Source organism: Hyphococcus flavus, assembly GCF_028748065.1.
Lineage (GTDB): Bacteria > Pseudomonadota > Alphaproteobacteria > Caulobacterales > Parvularculaceae > Hyphococcus > Hyphococcus flavus.
Map to the genome: position 1 here is coordinate 2,436,395 of NZ_CP118166.1, position 24,126 is coordinate 2,460,520.

Below are 24,126 nucleotides of genomic sequence, written 5' to 3' on the forward strand. Positions count from 1 at the left end.
TTATGACCAGCTGGAAATCACCTAACCGCTCCGTCGTTACGCCGATCATCATGGTGAAAGACGCTATGAAGACTATGGATTTCGTCAGTGAAGTGTTCGGCGGAGAAGTCGTCGGCGAGCCGCTGATGCGCGGCGATGGCTCCTTATGGAATGCAGAAGTCAAAATTGGCGACACGAACATCATGTTCAACGCGCCACCGGAAGGTCATGAAATTCCCGGGTTCATTTATGTGCATGTGGCGGACGCTGATGCGACTTTCGAAAAGGCGGTCGCCGCCGGTGCGGAGCCAATCATGAAGCCGATGGAACAGTTCTACGGCGAATATGATGGTGGCTTTAAAGACAAGCAGGGCAATATCTGGTGGGTGTCGACCCATCGGAAAGTTCTGCCGCCCGGTGAGATTGAAAAAGCAGCGCGCGAATTTGAAGCACAAATGGCGAAACAGTCATGACGCAGAAAACCGGCCGCTGCATGTGCGGCGCCATCGAGTATATTTTCGAGGCAGACCGCAAGGATGTGATTGTCTGCCATTGCGGGCAATGCCGCCAATGGAGCGGCCATCTATGGGCCTCCGTAAACGCGGCGTTCGATAAGTTGGAAATTACAAAAGGCATGGACCGGCTCCGCTGGTTTCGATCCTCTGACGCGGCGCGCCGCGGCTTTTGCCGAGAATGTGGCTCGGCGCTGTTCTGGCATGGCGATAAGATTGAAGGCCGCAAAGAGCGTATTGCTATCGCCGCGGGCACCGTTAATGCGCCGACGGATTTTTACCAGGGCGAGCATATTTTTCAGGACGACAAGGGCGATTACTACGAGATTGCATAGGCCTAGCCTGCAATTGTCTCTAATCCAAATAAGCTATGTAGAAGGTAGCATAAGCCTTATCACAGCTTAGAGCAAAAGCGCTTGCTTCATTCTATACAGCTTTTTGGCTGATACGATAATCAGGCTCGAATGAATTTTCCGGAGCGTTTCGTGAAGCAGATCAGCCTGGCGGCAGCCGTTATTTTTTCTTCCGTTTCATGCGCACAAGAAACTGCGTACCACTTCACAGCGACAACCGACCCGGGCGGCTGTCTGATAGAGCATATCGCCGTTGCTGGCGACGCCGATCATTATCAGTTTGACGGGCTTTCACCAGATGGCGAGCAAATCTCAATTGGATGGAGCCGCGATGAAGAAATGGGCATGTTTTTGCTCAATCTCAAAACCGGCGATAAACAGAACATTCCAGATTTGAACAACAGCGCTTCATTTTCACCTGATGGCAATCTTCTCGTGACCGCACATTACGGAGAGGGCGGTGCCACGGATATTCTTGAATATAGACGTGATACGGGAGAGATCGCCATGATTGCTCCGCACGAGAGGCCGGACTGGCTGCCAAGTTACTCTTCTGATGGAAAAACGATCCTTTTTAATTCTTTCAGGTCAGGCCAGTCAGAAATTTATACATACGAAAAAGAGACAAGCGATATCAGACGCTGGACCGAACGTGATGAATATGACGCACACGGGCAATTCTCACCGGACGATAAAAAGATATTATTCCTGAGCTCCCATGGTTCAGGAGACCATAGCGTGAGCATGATTGATATGGTTACAGGGCGCATCACCCAGGTTCTCGGTGAGGGGACAAATGACACGTATGGGAGCTGGTCTCCGTCGGGCGACAGGATCGTCTTTGCATCGGATCGGAACCAGGACCAAAGCGGAGCTACGGACATCTTTGTTCTTGCGTTGAAAGATAATTCGGTCCGTCAAATAACCAGCAACAACTACGAAGACGGCTATCCGTTCTTTTCTCCCGATGGACGATTTATTTACTTCAACTCTATCAGAAGTGAGCGGTATGGCGTATACCGTGTCCGATTGAACGGTGAAGGCGGGTGTGCACGCTGACTATTCCTGAGCAGAACCGGTCAATTTTGACTGCTGGTTGCATAGGAAAAGGTTATTGCACATGTCACTTATCGTTATTGCCGCCGCCTTGAGCGGGGCTTGCCTTCAGGCGAATCTTTTTTTGCCAAACATGATCTCCACTGACGGCGCCCATGAAGGCCTTGATTGGATCTCGGAAGAAGGAGACGCGTTGATTTTTACGCGCGTTGCGCCTGATTTTTCCGTTTCTTCTGTCTATTCGGCAGTGGTCGAAGGCGATGAATGGGCGATCGAAAAGACGTCGTTCTCAACTGGCCCTTATGACGCTGGAGTTGCATTTTCTGCAGATCATGAAAGCGCATTATTCACATCAACCCGGCAAAGTGATGTCACACCGGAAGGCAACTGGAACATTTGGCGCGTTTCGGCAGCTTTAGAAGGTCACGCATGGCGTTTCGGTGAGGCCGAATATTTAAGCGAACCGATTAATAGCGATAAAAACGATTGCTGCGCAGTCTTCGGCAGAAATGGAGAAATATTCTTTTCTTCCGACCGGGACGGACAATGGAATCTTTATCGCGCAACAATCGATGGCAATGGCTATGTTGTTGAGAAGATGAAAGGTCGGATCAATACAACTGACGGCGCCTGGCCCAGTGCATACATCGGCGAAACCGATACGCTATTGTTCAGCTCCATAAGAAAGTCGGGCGCGGGCGGTGATGACATTTATGTTTCCACCAGGCGCGATGGAGAATGGAGTGATGCGCGCATTCTTGGCGAGCCCGTGAACAAGTCAGGATACGAAGACGGGGCGCGGCTTTTTCACGGCGAGTTTTATTGGTCCAGTCGTCCCGCGCGCGCCAGCGCCCAAGATGCGCAAGTGAATTCTGGCATTTATCATCTTCCAGCCGCATGTGTTGCCGGCGACGTATTTAAATTAGAGTAGTGAAAACGCGTCCAGTCGGGCGAGGCTTGACTTTGATCGCCATTCGCGGGGCCTCTGCCCATAGTGGCGGCGATTTTATCTTGAATTGAGCCGCTACAACGCGACTATTGGCTAATATTTAGAGCGCCGCACCTTGGAAAGTATCCAGAGGCGCGGCGTCAGCCTTTTTGGCTGTCTTCAGCAGACCGCGAGTATATTGATTTCGTAGCGTGCTGATTAGCCTGACATCTCCGGCTTAAGCCGCCTGTCAGGCAGGCGCTCCATTTCATCTGGCGCTACATGTTTTCATGGCAGATAAAGGCGACTATGACGTGGCGAACACTGGCGTGCTTGCGTAATGAGCGCTGAATTCACGGGGTCATGACTTGTTCGGACTAGAGGCTGGGGAAATGGCGATGTTAACGGGATGGGCGCTTTACGCGGCCATCTTTTTTACGCCCTTTATCCAGGAAGATATTGCCGTCATCGGCGCCGCTACGGCGTCTCTCCATGACGCAGCGCCCACAGCCTTGATTTTGCCGGCCGTACTGACCGGCCTCGTTTGCTCTGATGCGTGGAAGTACTGGATGGGCAGGCTCGCTAGACGGTACGAATGGGCGCACCGGTTTGCAGAAAAGCCGGGCGTGTCGATCGCGGGCGATCTCATCAACAAGGAATTCATGCAGACCATGTTGACGGCGCGGTTTGTGCCGGGAACGCGAATTCCGGCCTATATCGCGGCGGGCTTTTTCAAAGCTGAATACGCGAAATATATTCTGACGCTCACGGCGACAGCCACGCTTTATGTGGCGATTATGTTTGCTCTCTTTCACTCGGTGGGCGCCGTTGCGGGAGAAGAGGCCAAAATCTGGCTGCCTGTGATGGCTGTCTTGATACTCGCTTGTTACGTTGCCTATCGATGGGTTACCCATCGCAACAACAAAGCGGGCCCGATGACGCCATTGTCCGAAGAACAAGACCACCCCATGCCTGACATGCCGGGGTTTGACGATACGCCATACGAAACAGCCGAAACGGACGACAATAAGAAGGAGTAGCAGCGATGGACTTCGCGCTGACCGAAGAACAGGAAGCCATTCAGGAAATGGCGCGGCGCTTCGCCGCCGACGAGCTGGCCCCACATGCGCCGGAATGGGACGAGAAGAAGCACTTTCCCGTTGATGTGATACGAAAGTCAGCAGAGCTTGGGCTTGCAGGTATCTATACGCAAGAAGATGTCGGCGGTTCCGGATTGGGACGGCTGGATGCGGCGCTGATTTTCGAAGCTTTGTCGGAAGGCTGCACATCGACGGCGGCTTTTATTTCGATCCACAACATGTGCACCTGGATGATCGACAGGTTCGGTGCTGACGATGTGCGTAAAAAATGGTGCCCCAAACTCACGTCAATGGAATTGATCGCAAGCTATTGCCTGACGGAGCCGGGTTCAGGCTCTGACGCGGCGGCGCTTAAAACAAAAGCGGTGAAGGACGGCGATCATTATGTGCTGAACGGCTCAAAAGCATTCATTTCAGGGGCCGGAACATCTGACCTCTACGTTGTTATGGTGCGGACAGGAGAGCCCGGCCCCAAGGGCATATCGACGGTGCTTGTTGAGAAAGATACGCCGGGACTTTCCTTTGGCGCGCAAGAACGAAAAATGGGCTGGCACTCTCAACCGACCGCCATCGTCACCTTCGAGGATTGCCGTATCCCGGTTGCGAATCGTATTGGCGAAGAAGGCGAAGGCTTCCGTTTCGCCATGATGGGACTGGATGGCGGCCGCCTCAATATCGCGGCATGCTCGCTCGGTACAGCGAACGGTGCGTTGAAAGCCGCGCTGGACTATACGAATGAACGCCAGGCGTTCGGCAAGCGGCTCAACCAGCAACAGGCTTTGCAATTCAAGCTAGCCGATATGGCGACGGAGCTCGAGGCTGCGCGGGTGATGCTCTATCAGGCCGCGTGGAAACTTGACCGGAAAACACCGGACGCAACGCGTCACTGCGCCATGGCGAAACGCTTTGTCACCGACACCGGATTCAATATCGTCAATGACGCGCTGCAAATGCATGGCGGATACGGTTACTTAAAAGACTATCCGCTGGAACGGAATTTACGCGACGTGCGCGTGCATCAAATTCTTGAGGGCGCCAACGAAATCATGCGCCTTATCGTCGCCAGAGACATGTTGAAAGAATATCAAGCTTAGGGAGTGACGTGATGGCCAAAGGCTATTGGATCGGTCATGTGGATGTGAGTAATGCCGAGAATTATCCGAATTACATGAAGGCCGCTCAGCCAGCGTATGAAAAATACGGGGCAAAGTTTATCGTGCGCGGCGGCAAATTCGATAGTGTTGAGGGGAAAGCGCGTTCGCGGCATGTGGTGGTTGAGTTTGAAAGCTATGAAAAAGCGCTAGCCTGCTATAACTCGCCGGAATACCAGGCTGCTGCGAAAATTCGCCAGGCAAATTCTGAAGGGGACATACTGATTGTTGAAGGAGCCGAGTGACGTGACGGATCAAATTCTTTTCGAAACTACCGGCGACTGGGGTGTCATCACCCTGAATAATGAAAAGGCCTTGAACGCGTTGAACTGGGACATGGTCAAGGCCATGCGCGCCCAGTTAAACGACTGGTCAGGCGACAAATCAGTCAAAGCGGTGATGGTGAAGGGCGCCGGTGATCGCGCTTTTTGCGCGGGTGGCGATATTCGCTGGCTCCACGATACGGCGAAGGAAGATCCTGCGCATGCGTCGGAATTTTTCCGCGAAGAATATCGCAACAACTCGCTTATTTATCATTATTCGAAACCTTATGTTGCAATGATTGACGGCATTGTCATGGGCGGCGGCGTCGGTATTTCCGTTCATGGTGATTTTCGTGTCGCCGGCGATGCGACACTGTTCGCCATGCCGGAGACAGGCATAGGCTTGTTTCCCGATGTCGGCGGCGGGCATTTCATGCCGCGCCTTCATGACGGGTTGGGGCTTTATTATGCGCTCACCGGCGCGCGGGCGAAAGCTGCCGACTGTATGGCGGCGGGCATTGCGACGCATTACGCGCCAGCGGATAAATATGCTGAACTGGAAGCAGCATTATTGAAAACCAAACTTGGCGATCATGCGCATGCTGATATCGAAACAATTCTTGATACCTATGCGGGCGACCCGGGTCATGCGCCGGTGAATGACATGCGGCCGGAGATAGCGCGTCTGTTTCAGGGGCATGAGGCGTTGGAGGACTTGCTTGCATCACTTGAAAAAGATGGTGGGGACTTTGCCTCGGAAACGCTTAAAACTTTATCGCGTATGTCGCCTACATCTTTGGTGCTGACGTTTGAACAGATGAAACGCGGCCATAATCTCGATTTCGATGACAATATGAAAATGGAATTCCGCATGGTGTGCCGAGTGATGGAAGGCCATGATTTCTTCGAAGGCGTCCGCGCCCAAATTCTCGATAAAGATCGAAACCCAAAATGGTCGCCGGCGTCGCTTTCTGAAATCAGCGAAAGCGATTTACAGCGCTATTTTGATGATCTTGGCGACCCTGAACTTGTCCTGCCTTAAATAATCAAAACGACTGCGCGCGCTATTGTTGCGCGGTAGTTCTCAACTGAAGGGTTTCTGGATGTCTACAGTGCTTATCACTGGCGCCAATCGCGGCATTGGTCTTGAATTTGTAAAGCAATATGCACGAGACGGTTGGAAAGTGCATGCCTGTTGCCGCAACCCTGACAAGGCGAGTGAATTAAATACCGTTCAAGGCGATGTTTTCATTCATGCCCTCGACGTTACCGATCACGCCGCTATTGTATCGCTTGCATCGGACCTTGCCGAACCGATCGACATCCTCGTTGTCAATGCCGGTGTAGGCGGACGCGGTGAGGGCGATTTTGGTGATTATAATTACGATGTCTGGAAAAGCGTGCTGGACGTAAATGTCTATGGCTCTGTTGCAACGGCCGAAGCATTCGCGCCGCATGTGAAAAACGCAAAAGGAAAAATAGCGTTCATCTCATCCAAGATGGGCTCGATTGGCGATGCGTCCGGCGGCGCCATCGCATACCGCACTTCGAAAACTGCCTTGAACATGGCCGGCAAAGTCGTTGCGGCTGCTTTGGCGGGAGAGGGGGTGGCCGTCAGCATCTTTCATCCGGGCTGGGTGGAGACCGATATGGGCGGGCCGAACGCGCTCATCAAACCTGATGAAAGCGTAAAAGGCTTGCGTGCGCTCATTGACCAGTCGCCTGTTACGCCATCGCCAAGATTGCTGGCGTATGACGGCGCGGAAATACCTTGGTGAGAAAATATTCATAATCGTAATACTTGTGCACGACGATTATTCCTGTCTAAGCTATATCAAACTGTTTTTAGAGGCTTAGAAATGAAAAACTTTGTCAGAGGTGTCGCTTGTGCGTTTGTCGCCGCCTTTCTTTGTTTGTTCCCAACATACGCCGCTGAAGACAAAGAACATTCAATTGCCGATTTGGATTTTCTCTTGGGCAAGTGGCGATTTGTAGATGAATCGACAGAAATAGCCGGATTTGAATATCGCGAAGAAGGCGAGATGATATGTGAAAGTGCGCTTGATGAGCGCTATATCGCGTGTCATTGCGAGGGCGCTAGCAACGGCAAGACGCGTCATTATGTAAATTACTATTCCTACAATAACCTTGCTGGAGAATTTCAACTCACATCCCTGTTCGGTAATTATCCTGAGAAATCGCATTTTAGAATTAAACTGGACGAAGGCGAAAACGGCTTTTCAATGATTGGCGATCCGATGCGAATTCCGGACGGACGCAGATCGACGAACTGGAGCGTGATTTCATTGGAAGGGCCGGATCGTATCCGCTGGGAAACGCGGCTGAATCGTACTGGCGAAGCGCCTGACCATTGGCCTCTGAAATTCGTTGCAACCTACGAACGGGTCGAATAACAAGACACCTCTATAAAAGAGGTGTCTATGACCAGCATTGCATTTATCGGCCTTGGCAATATGGGCGGCCCCATGGCCGCGAACCTGGCGAAGGCAGGCCATGAGGTAACCGCGACGGACCTTTCCATCGGCGCGATTGACCGCGCTGTAGAAGCAGGGTGCAAGCGCGGCGACAGCGTCGCCGACGCAGTGAAAGATGCCGATGTGGTCGTCACCATGCTTCCCGCCGGCGCGCATGTGCGGTCGGTCTACACCGAAGGCTATGGCGTTCTTGCAAATGCAAAAGAGGGTGCGCTGCTCATCGACTCTTCAACTATCGATGTCGATTCTGCACGCGCTGTCATCAGCACCGCGACAGACAAAGGTTTCGCCATGGTCGACGCGCCTGTGTCCGGCGGCGTTGCGGCGGCGACAGGCGGTACGCTGACGTTCATGGTCGGCGGCGATGACGAAGCGTTTGCGCGCGCCAGGCCGGTTCTGGAAGCAATGGGTAAGAACATTTTCCACGCAGGCGCTGCCGGCAATGGACAGGTCGCCAAGATCTGCAACAATATGCTGCTTGGCATTTCGATGATCGGCACCTGCGAGGCGTTTAATCTGGCGGAAAAACTCGGATTGGACGCGCAAACATTCTTCGATATTTCGTCAACTGCTTCCGGGCAGTGCTGGTCGATGACAAGTTACTGCCCGGCGCCGGGGCCAGTGCCGAATGCGCCGTCAAACCGTGATTATCAACCGGGCTTTGCGGCAGGCATGATGCTGAAAGACATGCGTCTTGCACAGGAAGCGGCGCATAAGGCAAAAGCGTCAACGCCGCTCGGCGCGCAGTCAGAAGCGCTCTATGCGCTGATGGAAGCTGCAGGAAAAGACAACCTCGATTTTTCGGGTATCATGAAACTGGTGCGTGGCGACCTATAGGCATCAGCCTTTAGGCGCATCACTTGGCGTCATGTCTTTTAGATATTCCAGACCGGCTTCGATTTCGTTCTGCCAGGCGACGCGCGCTTTTTTTATGACCCCGGTCTGATCAAAGCGAAGCACAACCGTTTCCGGCAATGGATGCACGCCTTCGATATGCACATAAGCGCCGCTATCGCTGACATTGCGGATCACGCAGCGAAGGAAGTTCGATTTGCTGATATAGAGTTTTCCGGGCCGGAACACCGGCTCACGTTTGGCGCGTTCCGGCGGGCCGCGCTTTTTCGGCTCGGGAATACGAACATCGGAAACCTTTGGCGCCGAGCTTGTTATCGACGCCAGCCGGTTTGAGATATGCTCTTTTTTCTTCTTCCCTAACATTAAACACCAAATCGCGCCCGCCGGGCGGGTCTCGCCAGGCAGGGCGTAAATTCTAGCTTTTTCAGCATGTATTAGTATTAACGCTTCGATTGAAAAACCGTTAGCTTTTGGTCTTCGATCAAAGGAAAATGCTGTCTAAAGGGCTGGTATTCTGGGGGCTGCGCCCCCATTTTGCGGCTCATGCCGCCGGATTCTGAAGAAAATGTAAACGCCGCGCCCACGCCCTTTGGTCGCTCCATCGGGCGGATGTTCTCCGTCCTGTTCAGACCGGAACTAAAAAAGTGGCGGTTTCGGATAGGTCTCGCTTTCACGCTGACTGTCATCGCCAAGGGTCTGTCAGTGATCGCTCCGGTATTCATGGGTGAGGGCGTTAATAGTCTGGTAAACGAAGACAGCGCCGACATTGCGGGCGCCGGATTGGCGTTCGTCACTTTCTTTGTACTCTTTGCTGGCGCCAGGTTCGCCGCGAGCGCCCTGCCAGCGATCAGGGACGGGTTCTTCACCGCCGTAACCCAGGACGCGCAGCGCGTGGTCGCTGTAGACGCATTTCAGCATGCCCAAAATCTCGATTTGCAATTTCACCTGACCCGGCGTGCAGGTGCCTTGAACAGGGTCATAGAACGCGGCTCCGCCGCTATGGAGTACCTGTTCCGCTTTCTTGCCTTCAATATCGGGCCGACATTCGTTGAACTCGGCTTTGCTGCAGTCGTTTTGGCGATCATGTACGGTTTGCAGTTCTCAATCGCAGCCATTGTGACGGTTGCTGTCTATGCGATCTTTACAGTGATCGTCACGGAATGGCGCAATAAGCAAAGAAGAGAGTTTAACAAAGTTGATACGCGATTGCGCGGCATTGCACTCGATACGCTGTCAAATTTCGAGACAGTAAAATCCTTCGCGGCTGAACAACGCGAGGCTGGCCGGTACGATGCCGCCATGCAGGAATATAACTTCCATTATACAAAAATTATGCAGTCCTTGTCGCTGTTGAATGCCGGCCAAGAGCTGATCATGACCTGCGGCTTGCTCGCGGTGGCGATCATGGCGGGATACGGCGCTGTCAATGGAAACATGCAAGCGGGTGATGTAACAGCTATTATATTAATGCTGATCAACATCTATCGCCCGCTTAATATCCTCGGCTTTGCCTGGCGTGAAATTAAGCAAGGCACGGTGGATGTCGAAAAACTCTATGAGTTGATGGATCGCCGTTCGACAGTCGAGGACGCGCCCAATGCATTGGCGTTTGAGCCTGGAAGCGGTGAGATTCAATTTGAGAATGTCAGCTTTGCCCATGAAGGGCGTGCAAGCGGCCTCAATGGGGTGAGTTTCGATGCGCCTGGCGGCGCGTTTATCGGCATCGTTGGTCCATCAGGCGCGGGAAAATCGACGATCCTGAAATTGCTGTTTCGGTTTTATGATCCGGCGGAGGGAAAAATTGTTGTCGATGGTCAAGACATCAAAAGCGTCACGCAGTCTTCTTTGCGCGCTTCGCTTGGCCTCGTTCCACAGGAGGTTGTTCTTTTCAACGATACTTTGCGGTTTAATCTTTCCTATGCGATGCCTGACGCCAGCGATGACGATATCATGCAAGCCGCTGAGCGTGCGCAGCTAGGAAGCTTTATTCAGTCGCTTCCAGACGGTCTTGATACGCGTGTTGGCGAGCGCGGGCTTAAACTTTCCGGAGGTGAGAAACAACGTGTCGGTGTGGCGCGCGCAATTTTGCTGAATCCGCTTATTCTGATCCTTGACGAAGCGACGTCTTCTCTTGATTCAACAACAGAACGTGAAGTGCAGGCGGCTTTGAAAGAAGCAGCCCGAGGTCGTACGACGATTGCCGTTGCACACAGACTGTCAACGATTTCCAATGCTGACATCATTTTGGTTTTTGACAATGGCGAGATCGTAGAGCGCGGACGGCATGATCAATTGATCATGGAAAATGGAATCTATGCGTCATTGTGGCGGCGGCAAACCGGAGAAGGCGAGGCGGCGGCTCCAGTGTTCGCTGGAGCCTAAAGCGCTGTTTGTGTCTTGTTAGCGGTAGCTGTCCATTTCGCCAACATTTCGACAAGCGCATCCTGCTTGACGGGTTTCGGCAGGTAATCATCCATACCCGCATCCAGACATTTTTGCTTGTCTTCTCTCAAAGCATGCGCGGTAACGCCGATAATGGGCATTGAACGGTTTCCTTGCTGTTCAATTGCGCGAATGCGAGCTGTCGCTTCAGCGCCGTCCATTTCCGGCATGGACATGTCCATAAGAACAATATCTGGCTGAATTTCTGCGTATTTTTCAACGGCAAGTTTTCCGTTCGAAGCGATTGAAACATCACAGCAGAGTTTGTCGAGCATCGCTTTGACGACCATCTGGTTGACGATATTGTCTTCCGCAACAAGGACACGCAAGCGAGATCCGTCGGATGTGAACGGACATGCGTCGCCGCGTTCATCGGATGACAGCTTCTGTGCGCTTTGTTGCTGGAGTTGTTGAAGTGCGCTGTCATTCAATGCCGTAAGGATCGAATCGAGTAGCAGTGAGGATCGCGCCGGTTTGACCAGATAGGCGGAGAACAGATCGCCGGAAAGTCCCGCCGGATCGCCTTTTCTGCCGGCGGAAGTCAGCAGGATCAGCGGGGTCGATGCGAGGTCGGCGTCGTTTTTGATCATGCGGGCAAGTTCAACACCATCGGCGCCCGGCATTTGATAATCAAGAATGCCGATGGAGTATGGCGTATTGCTGGCGGCTGCGGATTTCACAGCCTTGATGGCGTCTTCTGCGCTTTCGGCGACGTCAGCGGCAAGGCCCCATGACGCTAACTGTTCTTTCAAAATCGTCCGGTTGACGGCGTTATCGTCAACGACAATCGCGCGTTTATCGGCAAATGAAAATGGCTGGCGTTCCTGCCCGTCGAGCGCCGTTTCATCAATCGCGAACGGCATTCGGATTGTGAAGTTCGATCCCTTGCCGACTTCGCTTTCAACAGCGATTGACCCGCCCATGGCCTCGATCATCTTCTTGCTGATTGCGAGTCCCAGGCCCGCACCATTATGTTTGCGCGCGGAGGAGCCATCGACCTGTTCGAACTCTTCAAAAATCGATTTCAGTTTTTCATCAGGAATGCCGCAACCTGTATCAGAAACAGAAATGGTGACGTCGGCGATTTCACCGCGATGGACGCCGTCGATTTCAAGCAGAATATGCCCGCTCTCGGTGAACTTTACAGCGTTGCCAACAAGGTTGGTCACCACCTGACGGACGCGACCGATATCGCCGATGAAGTCAGTATTGAGTTTTGGCGAAATGCGGACCATCAACTCAATCCCCTTTTCCTCCACAGGCAGAGCGAGCAGGGAGGCGACGTCTTCCATGCAATCACGTAGATCGAAGGGCTCACGAACAATGCGCATTTTGCCTGCTTCCAGGCGAGAGAAATCAAGAATGTCGTTAATAATTTTCAACAATGCGTCGCCGGAACTGACGATAACTTTCGCCATGTCTTTTTGTTTTTCATCAAGGCGGGTATCGAGCAGTAGCGACGCCATGCCTATAACGCCATTCATAGGCGTGCGAATCTCATGACTCATATTGGCGAGGAATTCGGACTTCGCGCGATTGGCGGCGATTGCTTCCGCTTGCGAGGCTTTTAATTCTTCCGAGAGAGCGCGTAATTCATCTTCACGTTGCTGGGCTTCTGTAATATCACGATAGGTGATGACCCGCCCGCCGCTTGGCCTCGTTCGTACGCTTTCTTCGATGATGGCGCCGTCTTTCTGCCTGCGAATGGCGCGGAAGTCTCCATACTCTTTCAATGCTTTGTCAGAAGTTTCAAAATACTCTTCGATGGACCCATACTCGTACATCCCGTGATCAATGCCGAGCTGTAAGAGTTGACGAATGTCATTCCCTACAGCCCACGCCTCCTTAGGCAGACCAGACATTTGCCATGCTTTTTCATTAACGGCGATGATCGTCGCGTCGTCTTCGTCAATCACCACCATGCCGTGAGCCATGGATTCCAGAACCTCTTCCATGAGCTGAGATTTTTCAGCAATGGCGGCTGTGCGTTCCTCAATGGTCTCTTCAAGGTGTGCGTTGATCTCTTCCAGTTCTTGCCGCGCTTCTACAGCGGTGCGTTGTGCATTCACACGTTTTGAGACATCCCGCGCGACTCCGCGATAGCCGGAGAAGATACCTTGCTCATCAAAAATTGGGCGTGCGCTTCTTTCAATCCAGACAGGATCACCGCCGTTCAAGTTGACGCTAGATATAAACTGCTGAACAGGTTCTCTATTCTCTATCGTTTGTTTCAGCTTGCCCCAATCGTCTTCGCTAACGCCGTTGCCTGAAAAAGACATTGCTTCGCCAATAAAGCGTGAGTGATCGCCGCCGGTAACCTGCTGTGCTTTTTCCGAAATAAAAGTGTACCGCAGATCGGCATCGACTTCCCATGCCCAGTCGCCGGCTGACTCCGCGAAGTCCTTGTAGCGTTCTTCGCTTTTCTTAAGCAGCGCTTCTGCCGTGGCTTGCGCCGTAATGTCTCGCGACCAGCCGACATAGCCCATGAAATTTCCGTCCGCATTATATTGTGGCAGACCGCTTGCGGACACCGTCATTGTTTTCCCGGCTCTGGTCGAGGCTACATGAACAATATCGCGGATCGGTTCGTGCTGTTCAAATGCTTCCGTGAATGCTTTCTCCGCTGCTGCCTGTTCTTGGCTATCGATTCTTATTAATCGAATTGCGGGCGCGCCAATAATATCTCCGGAAGCAAGGCCAGTTATCTTTTCGAAATTGGGTGAGACGTAAGAAAGGCGTCCTCGCGCGTCGATTTCCCATGCCCAGTCTGACGCTGTTTCGATGAAATGACGAAACCGTTCGTTGACCTCGGCCGCATTTTCCTTGAGTTGCTGTTGGCTGATAGAAAGTTCAGCCAGTACATTTCCGATCCGCGTGTTATAGTAATGATAAATGATCATGGCGACGAGCATGACCCCGCCAATGCTGACCAGCATTTTATCGCCGGAACCAAACATCAAAACTGTTATTGGCGTAATGCAAATTACGAGCGGAAAGCTCGATCGGTGCGCAAGCGCTGCGATCCCCATAGCGCCGCCAACGCCGCAATAAAGACACCACAAGCTAACGAGAATATATGCATCATGCCCAGCCTCCAGCGCAAGGCTGATTGATGTGAGGCAACAGACAAACGCAAACACAATCGTTTTAGGCAAAACGCCGTTGACTATTTTGCGTCGTTCGGGCGCTGGCATTGCATCCACATCCATGCGGAGCCATTTCGGCAAAAATGCAAAATGCGCCAGCGCATAGGCCATCAGAATTGCGACCAGTGCTGGATTCAATTGGTTCCAGAAATAAGAAGCGATAAATAAAGTACATCCGCCAACCCCAAGCATGACACGGGGCAATTGAAGCTTCAGCTCACGAAGCTGACGCTCGACAACTACATCTGGCGTGCCGGGATCTACGCGAAGCGCGTTTACGACCCCTCCCAAAACAGTGCGCATATTGAAGAATGCTCCAGCATTTCTTTTGCGCAGCATCTGTAAATATGATTAACGCGGCGTTATCCATATTTTATCTGGCGGACGGAAGTTGCTTCAAAAGGGCTGCTTGTGCAGAAGGTTAACCGGATATTACCGTGTTGCGGTACAATATTAAGGCCGAGTCAGAGGTGAAGCCGCATGATTACGCCGCCATCGTCACGTGAAGAATTTCACGGCTTTCAATCGTTTTACGAGAACGACATAGAGCCCTATCTGCAGGGTAAGGAAGATGCCAGGCAGAGCGCGGTCATGCATGCTGGCCTGATTGTAATCGCCTCAGCGGTTTTAATCGGTGTGGTGTTGAAGTTTGGTCCGTTTGGCGAGGGCAACATTCAGGCGTCAATTGTCAGCGGTATGCTGGGCCTCGCGGTCGCCGGCTTTCGTGTCAACAAGACCCGAGGCGATATTACACGCGGTTTGCTGGAGCGTGTCTGCGGTCAGCTAAAGCTGGACTATGTTCGCGATATTTCCCGCCCATCCTATTGCGCGGATTTTGACCGGCTTGGCCTCCTGCCGAATTTTAACCGCGAGAGCTGGGAAGACGAAGTTAAGGGCGCCCGAAACGGCGCCGATTTCGTTTTTTGCGAAGCGCATCTCAAATACAAGACATCAGGCAAAAACAGCAGCACGAGAACGGTCTTTCATGGCCAGATGCTTGTGATCGATTATCATAAGAAATTTCTGGGCGAGACTGTGATCAAGCGCGACGCGGGACTATTCAACCGTTTCATGAAACCGGGAAAACAGTTTCAGCGTATCGGCATCGTCTCACAGAAATTTGAAAAGATCTTCGAGGCGTGGTCGACGGACCAGGTCGAGGCGCGTGAATTGCTTGATCCGATGGTGCTGGAAAGATTTGAGGAGCTGGATCGGCTGTTTAACGGCGCGAAACTGCGCGCAGCGTTTTCCGGCGGAAAATTGTTTCTGGCGCTTGAGACGGGTGACAAGCTGAATATGGGATCAATGTTCAAACCGTTACAGGGGCCGGAAAGGGTCGAAAAGATCCTCAAAGAGTTCGACCTGATTTATGATCTCATTGATGTCCTGCTCAAGCGTATCGACAAAAAAATCGACGGCGCCTTTTCAGTTGACGTTATCCGTGAGGCTTAAGCCGCGTTCGCTACAGCGCCCGCTCTTTCCTTTGCCCGCGTATCCGTGACCATGCGCCTGAATTTTACAGGATCGGATATGGGGTGCGTACGGATTTGACTGTCGCCAGTGCCTGAAATCTCAAGAACGCCAAATCCGAAAATCCGGCCCCAGAACCCCTGATGAAGTTCTATTTGCTCAACCGTCGAAACGCCTAGTTCCATTGTTTCACGGGTGAATAAACCTTTTTTGTAGACAATTCGCCGCGAGGTCAGCGCGGATTCAGTCGTTTTGAAATGAACGAGCATCAAGGCCCAGATAATAACGCCAATCACGGCAACGCCAAGGATTAACAATGCCCCCCACGCAGTGACGTGGTACGGCCACGGGAATCTTCCCATCATCAAGACTTCTTCGTCAGCGCCAAGGCTCGACTTCACATAGGACATGGATCGCTCCTAATACAGAATTTTATTAGAAACACGCCGCAGCGTAGATGGTTTCATTGTCAGTGAATGCAGAGCTAATGAAACGGGCTGGGTTTCATGCGGCCTGCCAGTACTAGGTGCAAAAAAAGGCGGGCCGCAGCCCGCCTTTACGATAGTGTTTGAATGTACTGTTGGCTTACGCAACAGGCGCCATCGGGCCCTCGCCAAACTGGTTAGGGCCTTCGGACGGTTTAGTGAAAAAGAAGATCATGGCGATGAGACCGACGAGGGGAATGATGAATATCAAACACCACCATCCCGACTTGCCGATGTCGTGAAAACGTCGAACGCTGACTGCTATATTCGGCACCAAAAGACCGAGCGCCAACAAGCCGGCGAGCATCTCGCCAACACCAACGACACCACCGACAAAATAAATACCTACGTAAGCTACAAAGTACGCCAACGCCCACCACCAGAATTCAGCGCGACTGGAGCGCCCGTTGAAATTGGCGTAATTGCCCAACACCGTTTTTACTGACTGCATGATATCCATGACGCTCTCCTTCGTTATGGCGCGTGATTGCACAGTCTACCGGCGTTCGTTTTCCGTGCAAGGAGGGGTTAACGCACCAAAGTCAGGCGTTCCGCGGCTCTTGTGACACCTGTATAGAGCCAGCGGGCGGCGTGTTCACGGAACATGAAGCTTTCGTCGAAAAGCACAATATTGTCCCACTGGCTGCCTTGCGCCTTGTGCACGGTGAGGGCGTAGCCGTAATCGAACTCGTCAGCGCCTTTTCTTTGCAGCCATGGCACGCTTTCGGGACCATCAATAAAAAACCCTCTCGGTACGGAGACTTTCACGCTCTTGCCGCCTTCTTCCGGCCGGACGATGAAACGAACCCGCTGCCCCTTGGGTTTCATCTGATTTTCAACGCTCCAAATGCCGCCGTTCAACAAGCCTTTCTTTTTATTGTTGCGAAGGCAGACAAGTTTTTCGCCAGACTCCGGTGATGAACCTGAATAACCGTGCAGTTCACGCAGCCGGTCATTGTAGCGTTTGCGAGTGCGATTGGCGCCGACCAGAATCTGATCGGCCTCCATGATCGCTTCTGTCGAAATATCCTTGCGCGAGATCAGGCGGCATTCATCTGAGTGTTCGTCAAAAGGCTCGCCTGCGCGGATCGCCATGGAAAGCCGGATGATCGGATTGTCCGCCGCCTGTCGGTGAATTTCCGTCAGCATAAAATCAGGCTCGCCCTCGGTGAAAAAGCCGCCGCCTTTGACTGGCGGCAATTGCGCCGGATCGCCAAGCACGAGAACGGGTTTGTTGAAGGAGAGAAGGTCGCGGCCCAGCTCCTCATCCACCATGGAACATTCATCGATCACGATCAGGTCGGCATCGGCGGCGGGCGCGTCATGGCGGATAGCGAATTGCGGCTCGTCTTCACCCTCGCTACTGGCGGGACGATAAATCAGCGAATGAATGGTGGTGGCGCCAACGCATCCCTTTTGGCGCATGACATGCGCCGCTTTGCCGGTGAAGGCGCCGAACGCCACATCGCCGCCAGCGTTTTCCGCGATATGGCGTGCAAGTGTGGTCTTGCCCGCGCCAGCATAGCCAAACAGACGAAAGACTTGGCTCTCGCCAGCCTTGCGCCAGCGTTCCACTTCTAAAAGTGCGTTATCCTGTTCGGGAGACCAGTTCATTCCGGCTGGTCTGGAAAAAGAACCCGCATCCCGGCGCGAAAGGAAAGGGGCGTCGCTGTTGCATGGCGTTCGCCGGGCAAATCGATGACATGCAATGCGAAGGGAAGGTCGTCTTCTTCCGTCCAGTGTGCGATCCAGCGTTGCGAAGGTTCCCGAAAGACCGCTGCTTCATCAGATGCCGCGGTCACAATCAGATGAGAGTCAGTTTGCCCGGCGGCAGGCTCCATTTCCAGAAAGTAATCGAGATTACGGTGAAAAGCGGGGTTGCTTGCGATACGTCCCCAGAACAGATTAGGCCGCGTCATCGCCGAATACACCAGAAACTGTCCGCCTAACGATTGTCCGTAAATAATGCGGCGCGCCTCATCCGTGCGGTAGTTTTCAGCGATGAAGGGCAACAGTTCGTCAGCTAGAAAACCTTGAAACGCTGGTGCGCCGCCCCAGAAATCACGCTCGGCCGAATGGGCGGTGAAGTCCGTGCCGCGCATGTTGCCGTCCGCGAAACCTTCGCCGCCATATGAAATGCCCACAAGAATCGCCTCAGGCATGGATTCATCAAAACTGAGCATACGGTAATACGAAGACAGAAGCGGGTAGGTGTAGCCGCCATCGAGAAGATAAATAACCGGATAGCGTTTGTCGGATTTTTCGTAATCAGCCGGCAAGCGCACGAATACATAAAACGGCCGGCCGAGTTCTTGCGCTTCTACAACGTGATAGCCGTCGGGCGCGATCGTATGCAGTTTGTCGAGCGGGCTGTCCTCAGCGAATGCCGGATTGACGAGCAGGAAGACGATTGCGGCGAGGGAAAACAGTGAATACTTCGTTCGCATCAATCACTCCAATTCCACCCAAACCGGCACATGGTCAGACGGCTTTTCCTTGCCGCGTTCGGCGCGATCGACACCGGCGTCTTTGAATCTGTCAGCTGCTTGCGGTGAAAGCAGCAGGTGATCAATGCGGATGCCGTGATCTTTTTCCCAGGCGCCGCGCTGATAGTCCCAGAATGTGTAACGCACGCCCGTCGGGTCTGCCTGTCGCAATGCATCGGTGAGGCCAAGATATAAAATTTCACGGAACGCCGCATGGGTTTCCGGCCGGTAAAGCGCATCTCCCTGCCACGCCACAGGATCATGCACGTCTTCCGCCTGCGGAATGACGTTGTAGTCGCCCGCGAGAACGAATGCCTCTTCGTGCTCAAGCAATTTCTGCGCGTGTCTTTTCAGCCGCTTCATCCACTTCAGCTTATATTCGTATTTCGGCCCCGGCGCCGGATTGCCGTTTGGCAGGTAAAGCCCGCCAACGCGAATGGGTGCTGAATTATCAGGCGCCACCAGCGCCTCAATATAGCGCGCCTGCTCGTCATCTTTATCACCTGGCAGGCCGCGCAAAACATCCTCGACCGGAAATTTTGAGAGGAGGGCGACGCCATTATAGGTTTTCTGACCGTGCACCTCGACATTATAGCCACGGTCCTCGAACTCTAACGCCGGGAATTTTTCATCGACGCATTTGATTTCCTGCAGAACGGCGACGTCCGGTTTGGCTTTGTCGAACCATTCCAGAATGCGCGGCAGCCGGGCGTTGATGGAATTGACGTTGAATGTGGCGATTTTCAATTTTCTGAACTCTCAGCTTCATCTTTGACGCGCGCAAGCGCGGCTTTCAGATAGCCGGGCCAGAACAGTTTGACAATGAACCAGAGAATGCCTTCGGCGGCCATGCTTCGCGGCGTGAAGGAATACGTCCAGTCAATTTTTGTTTTTGCGGAGCCCAGTTGCGTAAAATGCCAGTCGGCGCGCGCGCCCTTGACCAGCGGGGCGAAAGGGCCGGTGAATTCCGTCAGGCGATAGGCGAAAGTATCGTGCGGCGTAAAAGTGACAAGTTCTTCGCGTACTGATGAATTATCAGAAAGCGTGTGATGGCGCACATCGCCAATGGCGGACCATGGCGCGTCATGCCCATCCACTTTTACGATGCCGGGCAGGGGGCCGTGTTTTTGCACCAGCTTGCGCGCGTCAAACGATATGGCGGCGTTAAAGACATCGCTTGCCGGAGAATTCACAATTTCAGTAACGGAAATCTGAACGGGCATGGGGCCTGCCGTTATTCGGTGATGAATGTCGCGAAATCGTCTACGGTCACACGCGACGAGCGCAAGTCGTTCACTTTCGCCGCTTTGTCCCCATAGCCCAAAGCCATGCCGCAATAAAGCTGTTCGTCGTCAGACAGCCCTAAAAACTCCGTGACCGTCCGGGCGCGCATGGCCCAGGCCTCCTGCATGCAGGTTGAAAGGCCCTTTTCCTCCGCCACGAGCGCAATCGACTGCATCAACATGCCAAGATGCGCCCACTGGCCCTTGTCGAACTGGCGGTTGAGCGAAAAGAACAGGCCCACGGGCGCGCCAAAGAATTCATAATTCTTTGCGAGTTGCATGAGCCGGCCCATTTTATTTTCGCGCGGTATATCCAACAGATCATACATGGCTTCGCCAAGTTCATAACGCCGCGTGCGCCACGGTTCACTAAGCTTCGGCGGATAGACGTGAATTTCCGATTCATCCGCCATAGGATTCTCCGCTATCGCTTTTTTCACCGTCTCCACCAGCCGTTCACGCGCCGTACCCGTGACCACATGCACGCGCCATGGCTGAAGATTGCCGCCGGAGGGCGACCAGCGCGCTATATCGAGAATCTCGCGTACTTGATGTTCGCTCACTGGCTTGTCCAGAAATGCGCGGGTTGAAATGCGGGATTGAAGGATTTCAGCGACTGTCATGAGGTTCTCTGTATCTCCATGTCATTGCCGGGCTTGTTCCGGCAATCCAGCATGTGCATGTAAAGTAATACAGAAAACTGGATCAACGGGCTAAACCCGGTGATGACATTGGCGGCCCTGTTCGCCAACGACAATGATGGGATGCAGTGGACCAGCGTCAAAAAAATAAATTCATGCTCGCCGCCACATTGCTGATGCTGGCGGCGACGGTGTTTTTAATCACGCGCAACGAGCAATTCATCTTCCGGGACGAGGGCCGGCTTGAGGCGCGGCTTGACCCGAACGAGCAGGACACGGTGGTTTTCTATTGGCGCAGCGAAGTTGAGGTCCCCATGGCGCGCCGTTACGAGGAAGCGTTTGCGGAGTGGGGTGACAGGGCGGGGCGCATCATCCTCGATCTGCATTCGCCGGGCGGCGCCATCGCCGAGGGCGAACAAGTGATCCGTATTATCGAACGGATGAAGCACACGCATATTGTCGATACGCGCGTGCGCCGCGGCTATAAATGTTATTCCATGTGCGTGCCGATATTCCTGATGGGCGAACAGCGCATGGCTGGTGAAAACGCGATCTTCATGTTTCACGAACCGACCGTGCGCGATTTTCATACGGATGAGGAAGTCAGACGGCCGGAACTTGAAAAGAACCTGACGACGCGCCGCTTTGTTGACCGTTATTTTGCGAATTCGCCAATCAATCCGTCATGGCTTGAAGGACTGCTTGCCGAATGGAAGGGTCGTGATGTGTTTCGATCAGCGAGAGATTTGGTTGAAGAAGAAAGTGGGATCGTGACGGAGTTGGAATAGTTTTAATGTTTCCGGGTTCTGGGCAAGAAAGATACTGAAATGCTAATTAGATGGGGAACAGCAGGACTCATAATTTTATTTATAGCCGCCATCTATTATGTTTTTAGCGGTGAGCGAACCGAAGCGCCGCCATTGGTCCTTGAGGTTCTTAACGATCCGCTAGACGATGATGCCGTTATTTTTTCTTGGACAGGCCGGATAGATCAGCCGATGGCGGCGCAATTATGGAGTGATTTCAATAGCTGGAAAGGCAAAGTATCAAAAATTGTGATTGAGCTGGATTCCCCTGGCGGACTGGTAAGCGAAGGCAACAAAATTATCGACATCATTAATAAGATGAAGAAAACGCATGCTGTCTGGACCTATGTTGGTCCCGATAAAGACTGCCTTTCAATGTGTGTTCCAATCTATCTGCAGGGCAGGATGCGCATAGCGTCCGCATCTTCAAATTGGTTGTTCCACGATACACGTGCAATCGACCCGCATACAGGCACTGAAATTGTCATGTACGCGCACGAGCAAAATCAATCGGCGTTTGAATTCTTCAGCCGGTATATTGACCGGTCTGATGTAAACCCGGTTTGGCGTGATCGATTGAATGTAAGCATGGAATTTGGCGATGTTTGGAAAACAGGACAGGAGCTGAAAGACGAGCGCTCAAATATTGTTATGGTTTTGGAAGATTAGTCTTTTCAGTTTTGGATACGGCTTATAACGAAAAACTCGTCCCGCAGCCGCAACTTGCCGTGGCGTTCGGGTTGTTGATCTTGAACGCCGCGCCTATGAGTTCGTCGGAGAAATCGATTTCCGATCCCGACATATATTCAACCGAGACGCTGTCCACGAGCACGCTATAGCCGCCCGCGTCGAGGACGAGGTCGTCACCCTCGCGCTCCATCACAATATCGAACTGGTACTGGAAGCCGGAGCAGCCGCCGCCTTCCACCGCGACGCGCAGCATGGCGCCCTCGGGCTCCTTTGACAGGATAGCGGCGATCTTGCTTGCGGCGCGGGCCGAGACGGTGACGGGTGTTGTTTCTGCGACGGTCATGAACGGAACTCTAATTTACCTGTCTCAATAAATAGTCGTTTTGCCAGCAGATTTCGAGGGGCGTTTCTGGCGTCATCCCGAGTTGCGACCCGGGATCCAATAAAACTGGGCCTCATGGATCCCGGATCAAGTCCGGGATGACTGTGGAGGGCATCGAAAATCACGCCCTATTCCTATATTTAACGCGAACCGTTAACGGAATCGGCTGACAAGGCCGTGAGAAAGCCAAGCAAAGCCCGGAACGCGACCCATGCCTGACGGCGCCCAAAAGGCGGACCACATGACCCGAAATGCGCCAAAGGCGTTTCCGGCGCCGCTCGCCTCTTATGCGGCGCGGGCGGAGGAGACGCGCGGGCGGCTGGTGACGGAAGCCGAAAGTTCGATCCGAACGCCGTTCCAGCGCGACCGCGACCGGGTGATCCACTCGGTGGCGTTCCGGCGCCTCAAACACAAGACGCAAGTTTTCATTTCTCATGAGGGCGACCATTACCGCACGCGCCTGACCCATTCGCTGGAAGTGGCGCAGATTGCGCGCACGCTCGCCCGGGCGTTGCAGCTTGATGAAGATCTCGCCGAATGCGTGGCGCTCGCCCATGATCTCGGCCATCCGCCATTCGGCCACACGGGCGAGGACGTACTAGTCGAATGCATGAAGCCGTACAATAGCTTTGATCACAATGCGCAAACCTTGAGACTTCTCACCAAGCTTGAGCATCGCCACGCTGATTTTTCAGGGCTCAATCTTACCTGGGAAACACTCGAAGGTGTGGTCAAACATAATGGCCCGTTGATCGGTCCGTTAGCCCGAAAAGATGAGCCGCTTCCTGCCGCGATCGTTGAATATGCCGAAAGCCATGACCTCTGGCTCGACACGTTCCCGTCGCTGGAGGCGCAGATCGGGGCCATAGCCGACGATATCGCCTACAATAATCACGACGTGGATGACGGATTGCGCGCGGGATTGTTCGATTTCGAGGAGGCGCGCGACCTGCCGCTGATTGGTCCGGCGCTGAAAGCCGCTGAGGACCGTTATCCATCGGCGCCGCGGGATGTCCTGATCGCCGAGGCGGTGTCGGACCTGATCGGCGCCATGGTCGAGGATGTGCTGGCCGAGACGAAGGCGCGGCTGGCGGCGTTGGCGCCGAAGGATGCGGACGCGGTACGGCGCGCCGACCGCGCCATGGTCGCGTTTTCCACAAGCATGGAAAAAGACCTCGACGGCCTTCGCGCCTTTCTCCACGCCAATATGTACCGGCACCACAAGGTTAATCGCGCCCGCAGCCAGGCCAAGCGAATTGTTAAATCTCTGTTTGATTTGTTTTTTACCGAGCCAGAGACATTGCCGCCGGAATGGCGCGAGCGCTATGACGGCGCGGATGAGGCGCGCCGTGAAGACATATTGGCGCGAATCGTCTGCGATTATATCGCCGGCATGACCGACCGTTACGCCATGAGGGAATACCGGCGCCTTTTTAGCGTCGAATTTGATGGCTAGCGTTCCGCGAATCTGGGCAGAAGTGCTAGAATGTGCGGCAACAGCGATTCGGAAGGTGTTGCCGACGCGGAATTTTCGGGCGTAGTCGGAGCGTTCGTGGACAAAGACGGACACGGATGACGAAACAGGCGCCAAGCGATTTGTCGC

Annotated in this window: 26 protein-coding genes; 16 read left to right on the forward strand and 10 right to left on the reverse strand. The window is 53.4% G+C overall.

The annotated features are described in order from the left end of the window. The first annotated feature begins 2 nt into the window (after positions 1–2). The 11 genes from PUV54_RS11630 (at position 3) to mmsB (ending at position 8,674) form a co-directional block, all read left to right on the forward strand. Positions 3–452, forward strand: coding sequence for a VOC family protein (locus tag PUV54_RS11630; RefSeq protein ID WP_274492414.1), 450 nt, complete (start codon positions 3–5; stop codon positions 450–452). Next, positions 449–826: a GFA family protein gene (locus PUV54_RS11635; RefSeq protein WP_274492415.1), complete on the forward strand. Its 378-nt coding sequence runs from the start codon at positions 449–451 to the stop codon at positions 824–826. The genes PUV54_RS11630 and PUV54_RS11635 overlap by 4 nt, the downstream gene beginning before the upstream one ends. A 150-nt stretch (positions 827–976) precedes the next feature. Next, complete coding sequence (locus PUV54_RS11640; protein WP_274492416.1) at positions 977–1,903, forward strand: TolB family protein; 927 nt, start codon at positions 977–979, stop codon at positions 1,901–1,903. Between the two features lie 61 nt (positions 1,904–1,964). Beyond that, on the forward strand, positions 1,965–2,831 hold the full coding sequence (locus tag PUV54_RS11645) for a TolB-like translocation protein (protein ID WP_274492417.1): 867 nt from the start codon (positions 1,965–1,967) through the stop codon (positions 2,829–2,831). Between the two features lie 389 nt (positions 2,832–3,220). Next, positions 3,221–3,868: a DedA family protein gene (locus PUV54_RS11650; RefSeq protein WP_274492418.1), complete on the forward strand. Its 648-nt coding sequence runs from the start codon at positions 3,221–3,223 to the stop codon at positions 3,866–3,868. A 5-nt stretch (positions 3,869–3,873) separates the two neighbouring features. After that, positions 3,874–5,022, forward strand: coding sequence for an isobutyryl-CoA dehydrogenase (locus PUV54_RS11655; protein ID WP_274492419.1), 1,149 nt, complete (start codon positions 3,874–3,876; stop codon positions 5,020–5,022). An 11-nt stretch (positions 5,023–5,033) separates the two neighbouring features. Further along, entirely contained in the window at positions 5,034–5,324 is a 291-nt protein-coding gene (locus PUV54_RS11660) for a DUF1330 domain-containing protein (RefSeq protein ID WP_274492420.1), read from the forward strand. Position 5,325: 1 nt separating this feature from the next. Then, positions 5,326–6,384 (forward strand): enoyl-CoA hydratase/isomerase family protein, encoded by a 1,059-nt coding sequence (locus PUV54_RS11665; protein WP_274492421.1) that lies wholly within the window; start codon positions 5,326–5,328, stop codon positions 6,382–6,384. Between the two features lie 61 nt (positions 6,385–6,445). Next, positions 6,446–7,120, forward strand: a complete 675-nt coding sequence (locus PUV54_RS11670) for an SDR family oxidoreductase (RefSeq protein WP_274492422.1) — start codon at positions 6,446–6,448, stop codon at positions 7,118–7,120. An 81-nt stretch (positions 7,121–7,201) separates the two neighbouring features. Continuing rightward, the gene (locus PUV54_RS11675; RefSeq protein ID WP_274492423.1) at positions 7,202–7,756 is read left to right on the forward strand and encodes a hypothetical protein; all 555 of its coding nucleotides are present in this window, start codon (positions 7,202–7,204) and stop codon (positions 7,754–7,756) included. Between the two features lie 27 nt (positions 7,757–7,783). Then, positions 7,784–8,674: a 3-hydroxyisobutyrate dehydrogenase gene (mmsB, locus tag PUV54_RS11680; protein ID WP_420797875.1), complete on the forward strand. Its 891-nt coding sequence runs from the start codon at positions 7,784–7,786 to the stop codon at positions 8,672–8,674. A gap of 3 nt (positions 8,675–8,677) precedes the next feature. On the opposite strand, the gene PUV54_RS11685 is transcribed toward mmsB, so the two are convergent. Beyond that, the gene (locus PUV54_RS11685) at positions 8,678–9,055 is read right to left on the reverse strand and encodes a PilZ domain-containing protein (protein ID WP_274492425.1); all 378 of its coding nucleotides are present in this window, start codon (positions 9,053–9,055) and stop codon (positions 8,678–8,680) included. Positions 9,056–9,235: 180 nt separating this feature from the next. Between PUV54_RS11685 and PUV54_RS11690 the strand changes: the two genes are divergently transcribed. Then, positions 9,236–11,074, forward strand: a complete 1,839-nt coding sequence (locus tag PUV54_RS11690) for an ABCB family ABC transporter ATP-binding protein/permease (protein ID WP_274492426.1) — start codon at positions 9,236–9,238, stop codon at positions 11,072–11,074. Here the strand turns inward: PUV54_RS11690 and PUV54_RS11695 are convergent. After that, the gene (locus PUV54_RS11695) at positions 11,071–14,583 is read right to left on the reverse strand and encodes a PAS domain-containing hybrid sensor histidine kinase/response regulator (RefSeq protein WP_274492427.1); all 3,513 of its coding nucleotides are present in this window, start codon (positions 14,581–14,583) and stop codon (positions 11,071–11,073) included. The genes PUV54_RS11690 and PUV54_RS11695 overlap by 4 nt on opposite strands. A 177-nt stretch (positions 14,584–14,760) precedes the next feature. Here PUV54_RS11695 and PUV54_RS11700 point away from each other — a divergent pair, with 177 nt between their 5' ends. After that, the gene (locus PUV54_RS11700; protein ID WP_274492428.1) at positions 14,761–15,732 is read left to right on the forward strand and encodes a DUF3137 domain-containing protein; all 972 of its coding nucleotides are present in this window, start codon (positions 14,761–14,763) and stop codon (positions 15,730–15,732) included. Here the strand turns inward: PUV54_RS11700 and PUV54_RS11705 are convergent. The 7 genes from PUV54_RS11705 to PUV54_RS11735 all read right to left on the reverse strand — a co-directional run bounded on the left by PUV54_RS11705 (position 15,729) and on the right by PUV54_RS11735 (position 20,627). Then, complete coding sequence (locus tag PUV54_RS11705; protein WP_274492429.1) at positions 15,729–16,160, reverse strand: PH domain-containing protein; 432 nt, start codon at positions 16,158–16,160, stop codon at positions 15,729–15,731. The two genes, PUV54_RS11700 and PUV54_RS11705, sit on opposite strands and share 4 nt — an antisense overlap. A gap of 175 nt (positions 16,161–16,335) precedes the next feature. Further along, positions 16,336–16,695, reverse strand: coding sequence for a DUF805 domain-containing protein (locus PUV54_RS11710; RefSeq protein WP_274492430.1), 360 nt, complete (start codon positions 16,693–16,695; stop codon positions 16,336–16,338). A 68-nt stretch (positions 16,696–16,763) separates the two neighbouring features. Further along, positions 16,764–17,849: an ATP-dependent DNA helicase gene (locus PUV54_RS11715; RefSeq protein WP_274492431.1), complete on the reverse strand. Its 1,086-nt coding sequence runs from the start codon at positions 17,847–17,849 to the stop codon at positions 16,764–16,766. Then, positions 17,846–18,682 carry an alpha/beta hydrolase gene (locus PUV54_RS11720; protein WP_274492432.1) on the reverse strand — a complete coding sequence of 279 codons (837 nt, stop codon included), beginning with the start codon at positions 18,680–18,682 and terminating at the stop codon, positions 17,846–17,848. The genes PUV54_RS11715 and PUV54_RS11720 overlap by 4 nt, the downstream gene beginning before the upstream one ends. Positions 18,683–18,685: 3 nt before the next feature. Then, positions 18,686–19,468: an exodeoxyribonuclease III gene (gene xth / locus PUV54_RS11725; protein ID WP_274492433.1), complete on the reverse strand. Its 783-nt coding sequence runs from the start codon at positions 19,466–19,468 to the stop codon at positions 18,686–18,688. After that, entirely contained in the window at positions 19,465–19,944 is a 480-nt protein-coding gene (locus PUV54_RS11730; protein WP_274492434.1) for an SRPBCC family protein, read from the reverse strand. Before PUV54_RS11730 ends, xth begins: the two co-directional genes overlap by 4 nt. Positions 19,945–19,955: 11 nt before the next feature. Then, positions 19,956–20,627: a nitroreductase gene (locus PUV54_RS11735; protein WP_274492435.1), complete on the reverse strand. Its 672-nt coding sequence runs from the start codon at positions 20,625–20,627 to the stop codon at positions 19,956–19,958. Positions 20,628–20,773: 146 nt separating this feature from the next. Between PUV54_RS11735 and PUV54_RS11740 the strand changes: the two genes are divergently transcribed. Further along, the gene (locus tag PUV54_RS11740; protein ID WP_274492436.1) at positions 20,774–21,433 is read left to right on the forward strand and encodes an ATP-dependent Clp protease proteolytic subunit; all 660 of its coding nucleotides are present in this window, start codon (positions 20,774–20,776) and stop codon (positions 21,431–21,433) included. A 132-nt stretch (positions 21,434–21,565) separates the two neighbouring features. Continuing rightward, entirely contained in the window at positions 21,566–22,120 is a 555-nt protein-coding gene (locus tag PUV54_RS11745) for an ATP-dependent Clp protease proteolytic subunit (RefSeq protein WP_274492437.1), read from the forward strand. A gap of 22 nt (positions 22,121–22,142) precedes the next feature. On the opposite strand, the gene PUV54_RS11750 is transcribed toward PUV54_RS11745, so the two are convergent. Then, complete coding sequence (locus PUV54_RS11750; protein ID WP_274492438.1) at positions 22,143–22,484, reverse strand: HesB/IscA family protein; 342 nt, start codon at positions 22,482–22,484, stop codon at positions 22,143–22,145. Between the two features lie 280 nt (positions 22,485–22,764). On the opposite strand from PUV54_RS11750, the gene PUV54_RS11755 reads away from it, so the two are divergent. After that, positions 22,765–23,979 (forward strand): deoxyguanosinetriphosphate triphosphohydrolase, encoded by a 1,215-nt coding sequence (locus PUV54_RS11755; protein ID WP_274492439.1) that lies wholly within the window; start codon positions 22,765–22,767, stop codon positions 23,977–23,979. Positions 23,980–24,126 lie beyond the last annotated feature (147 nt).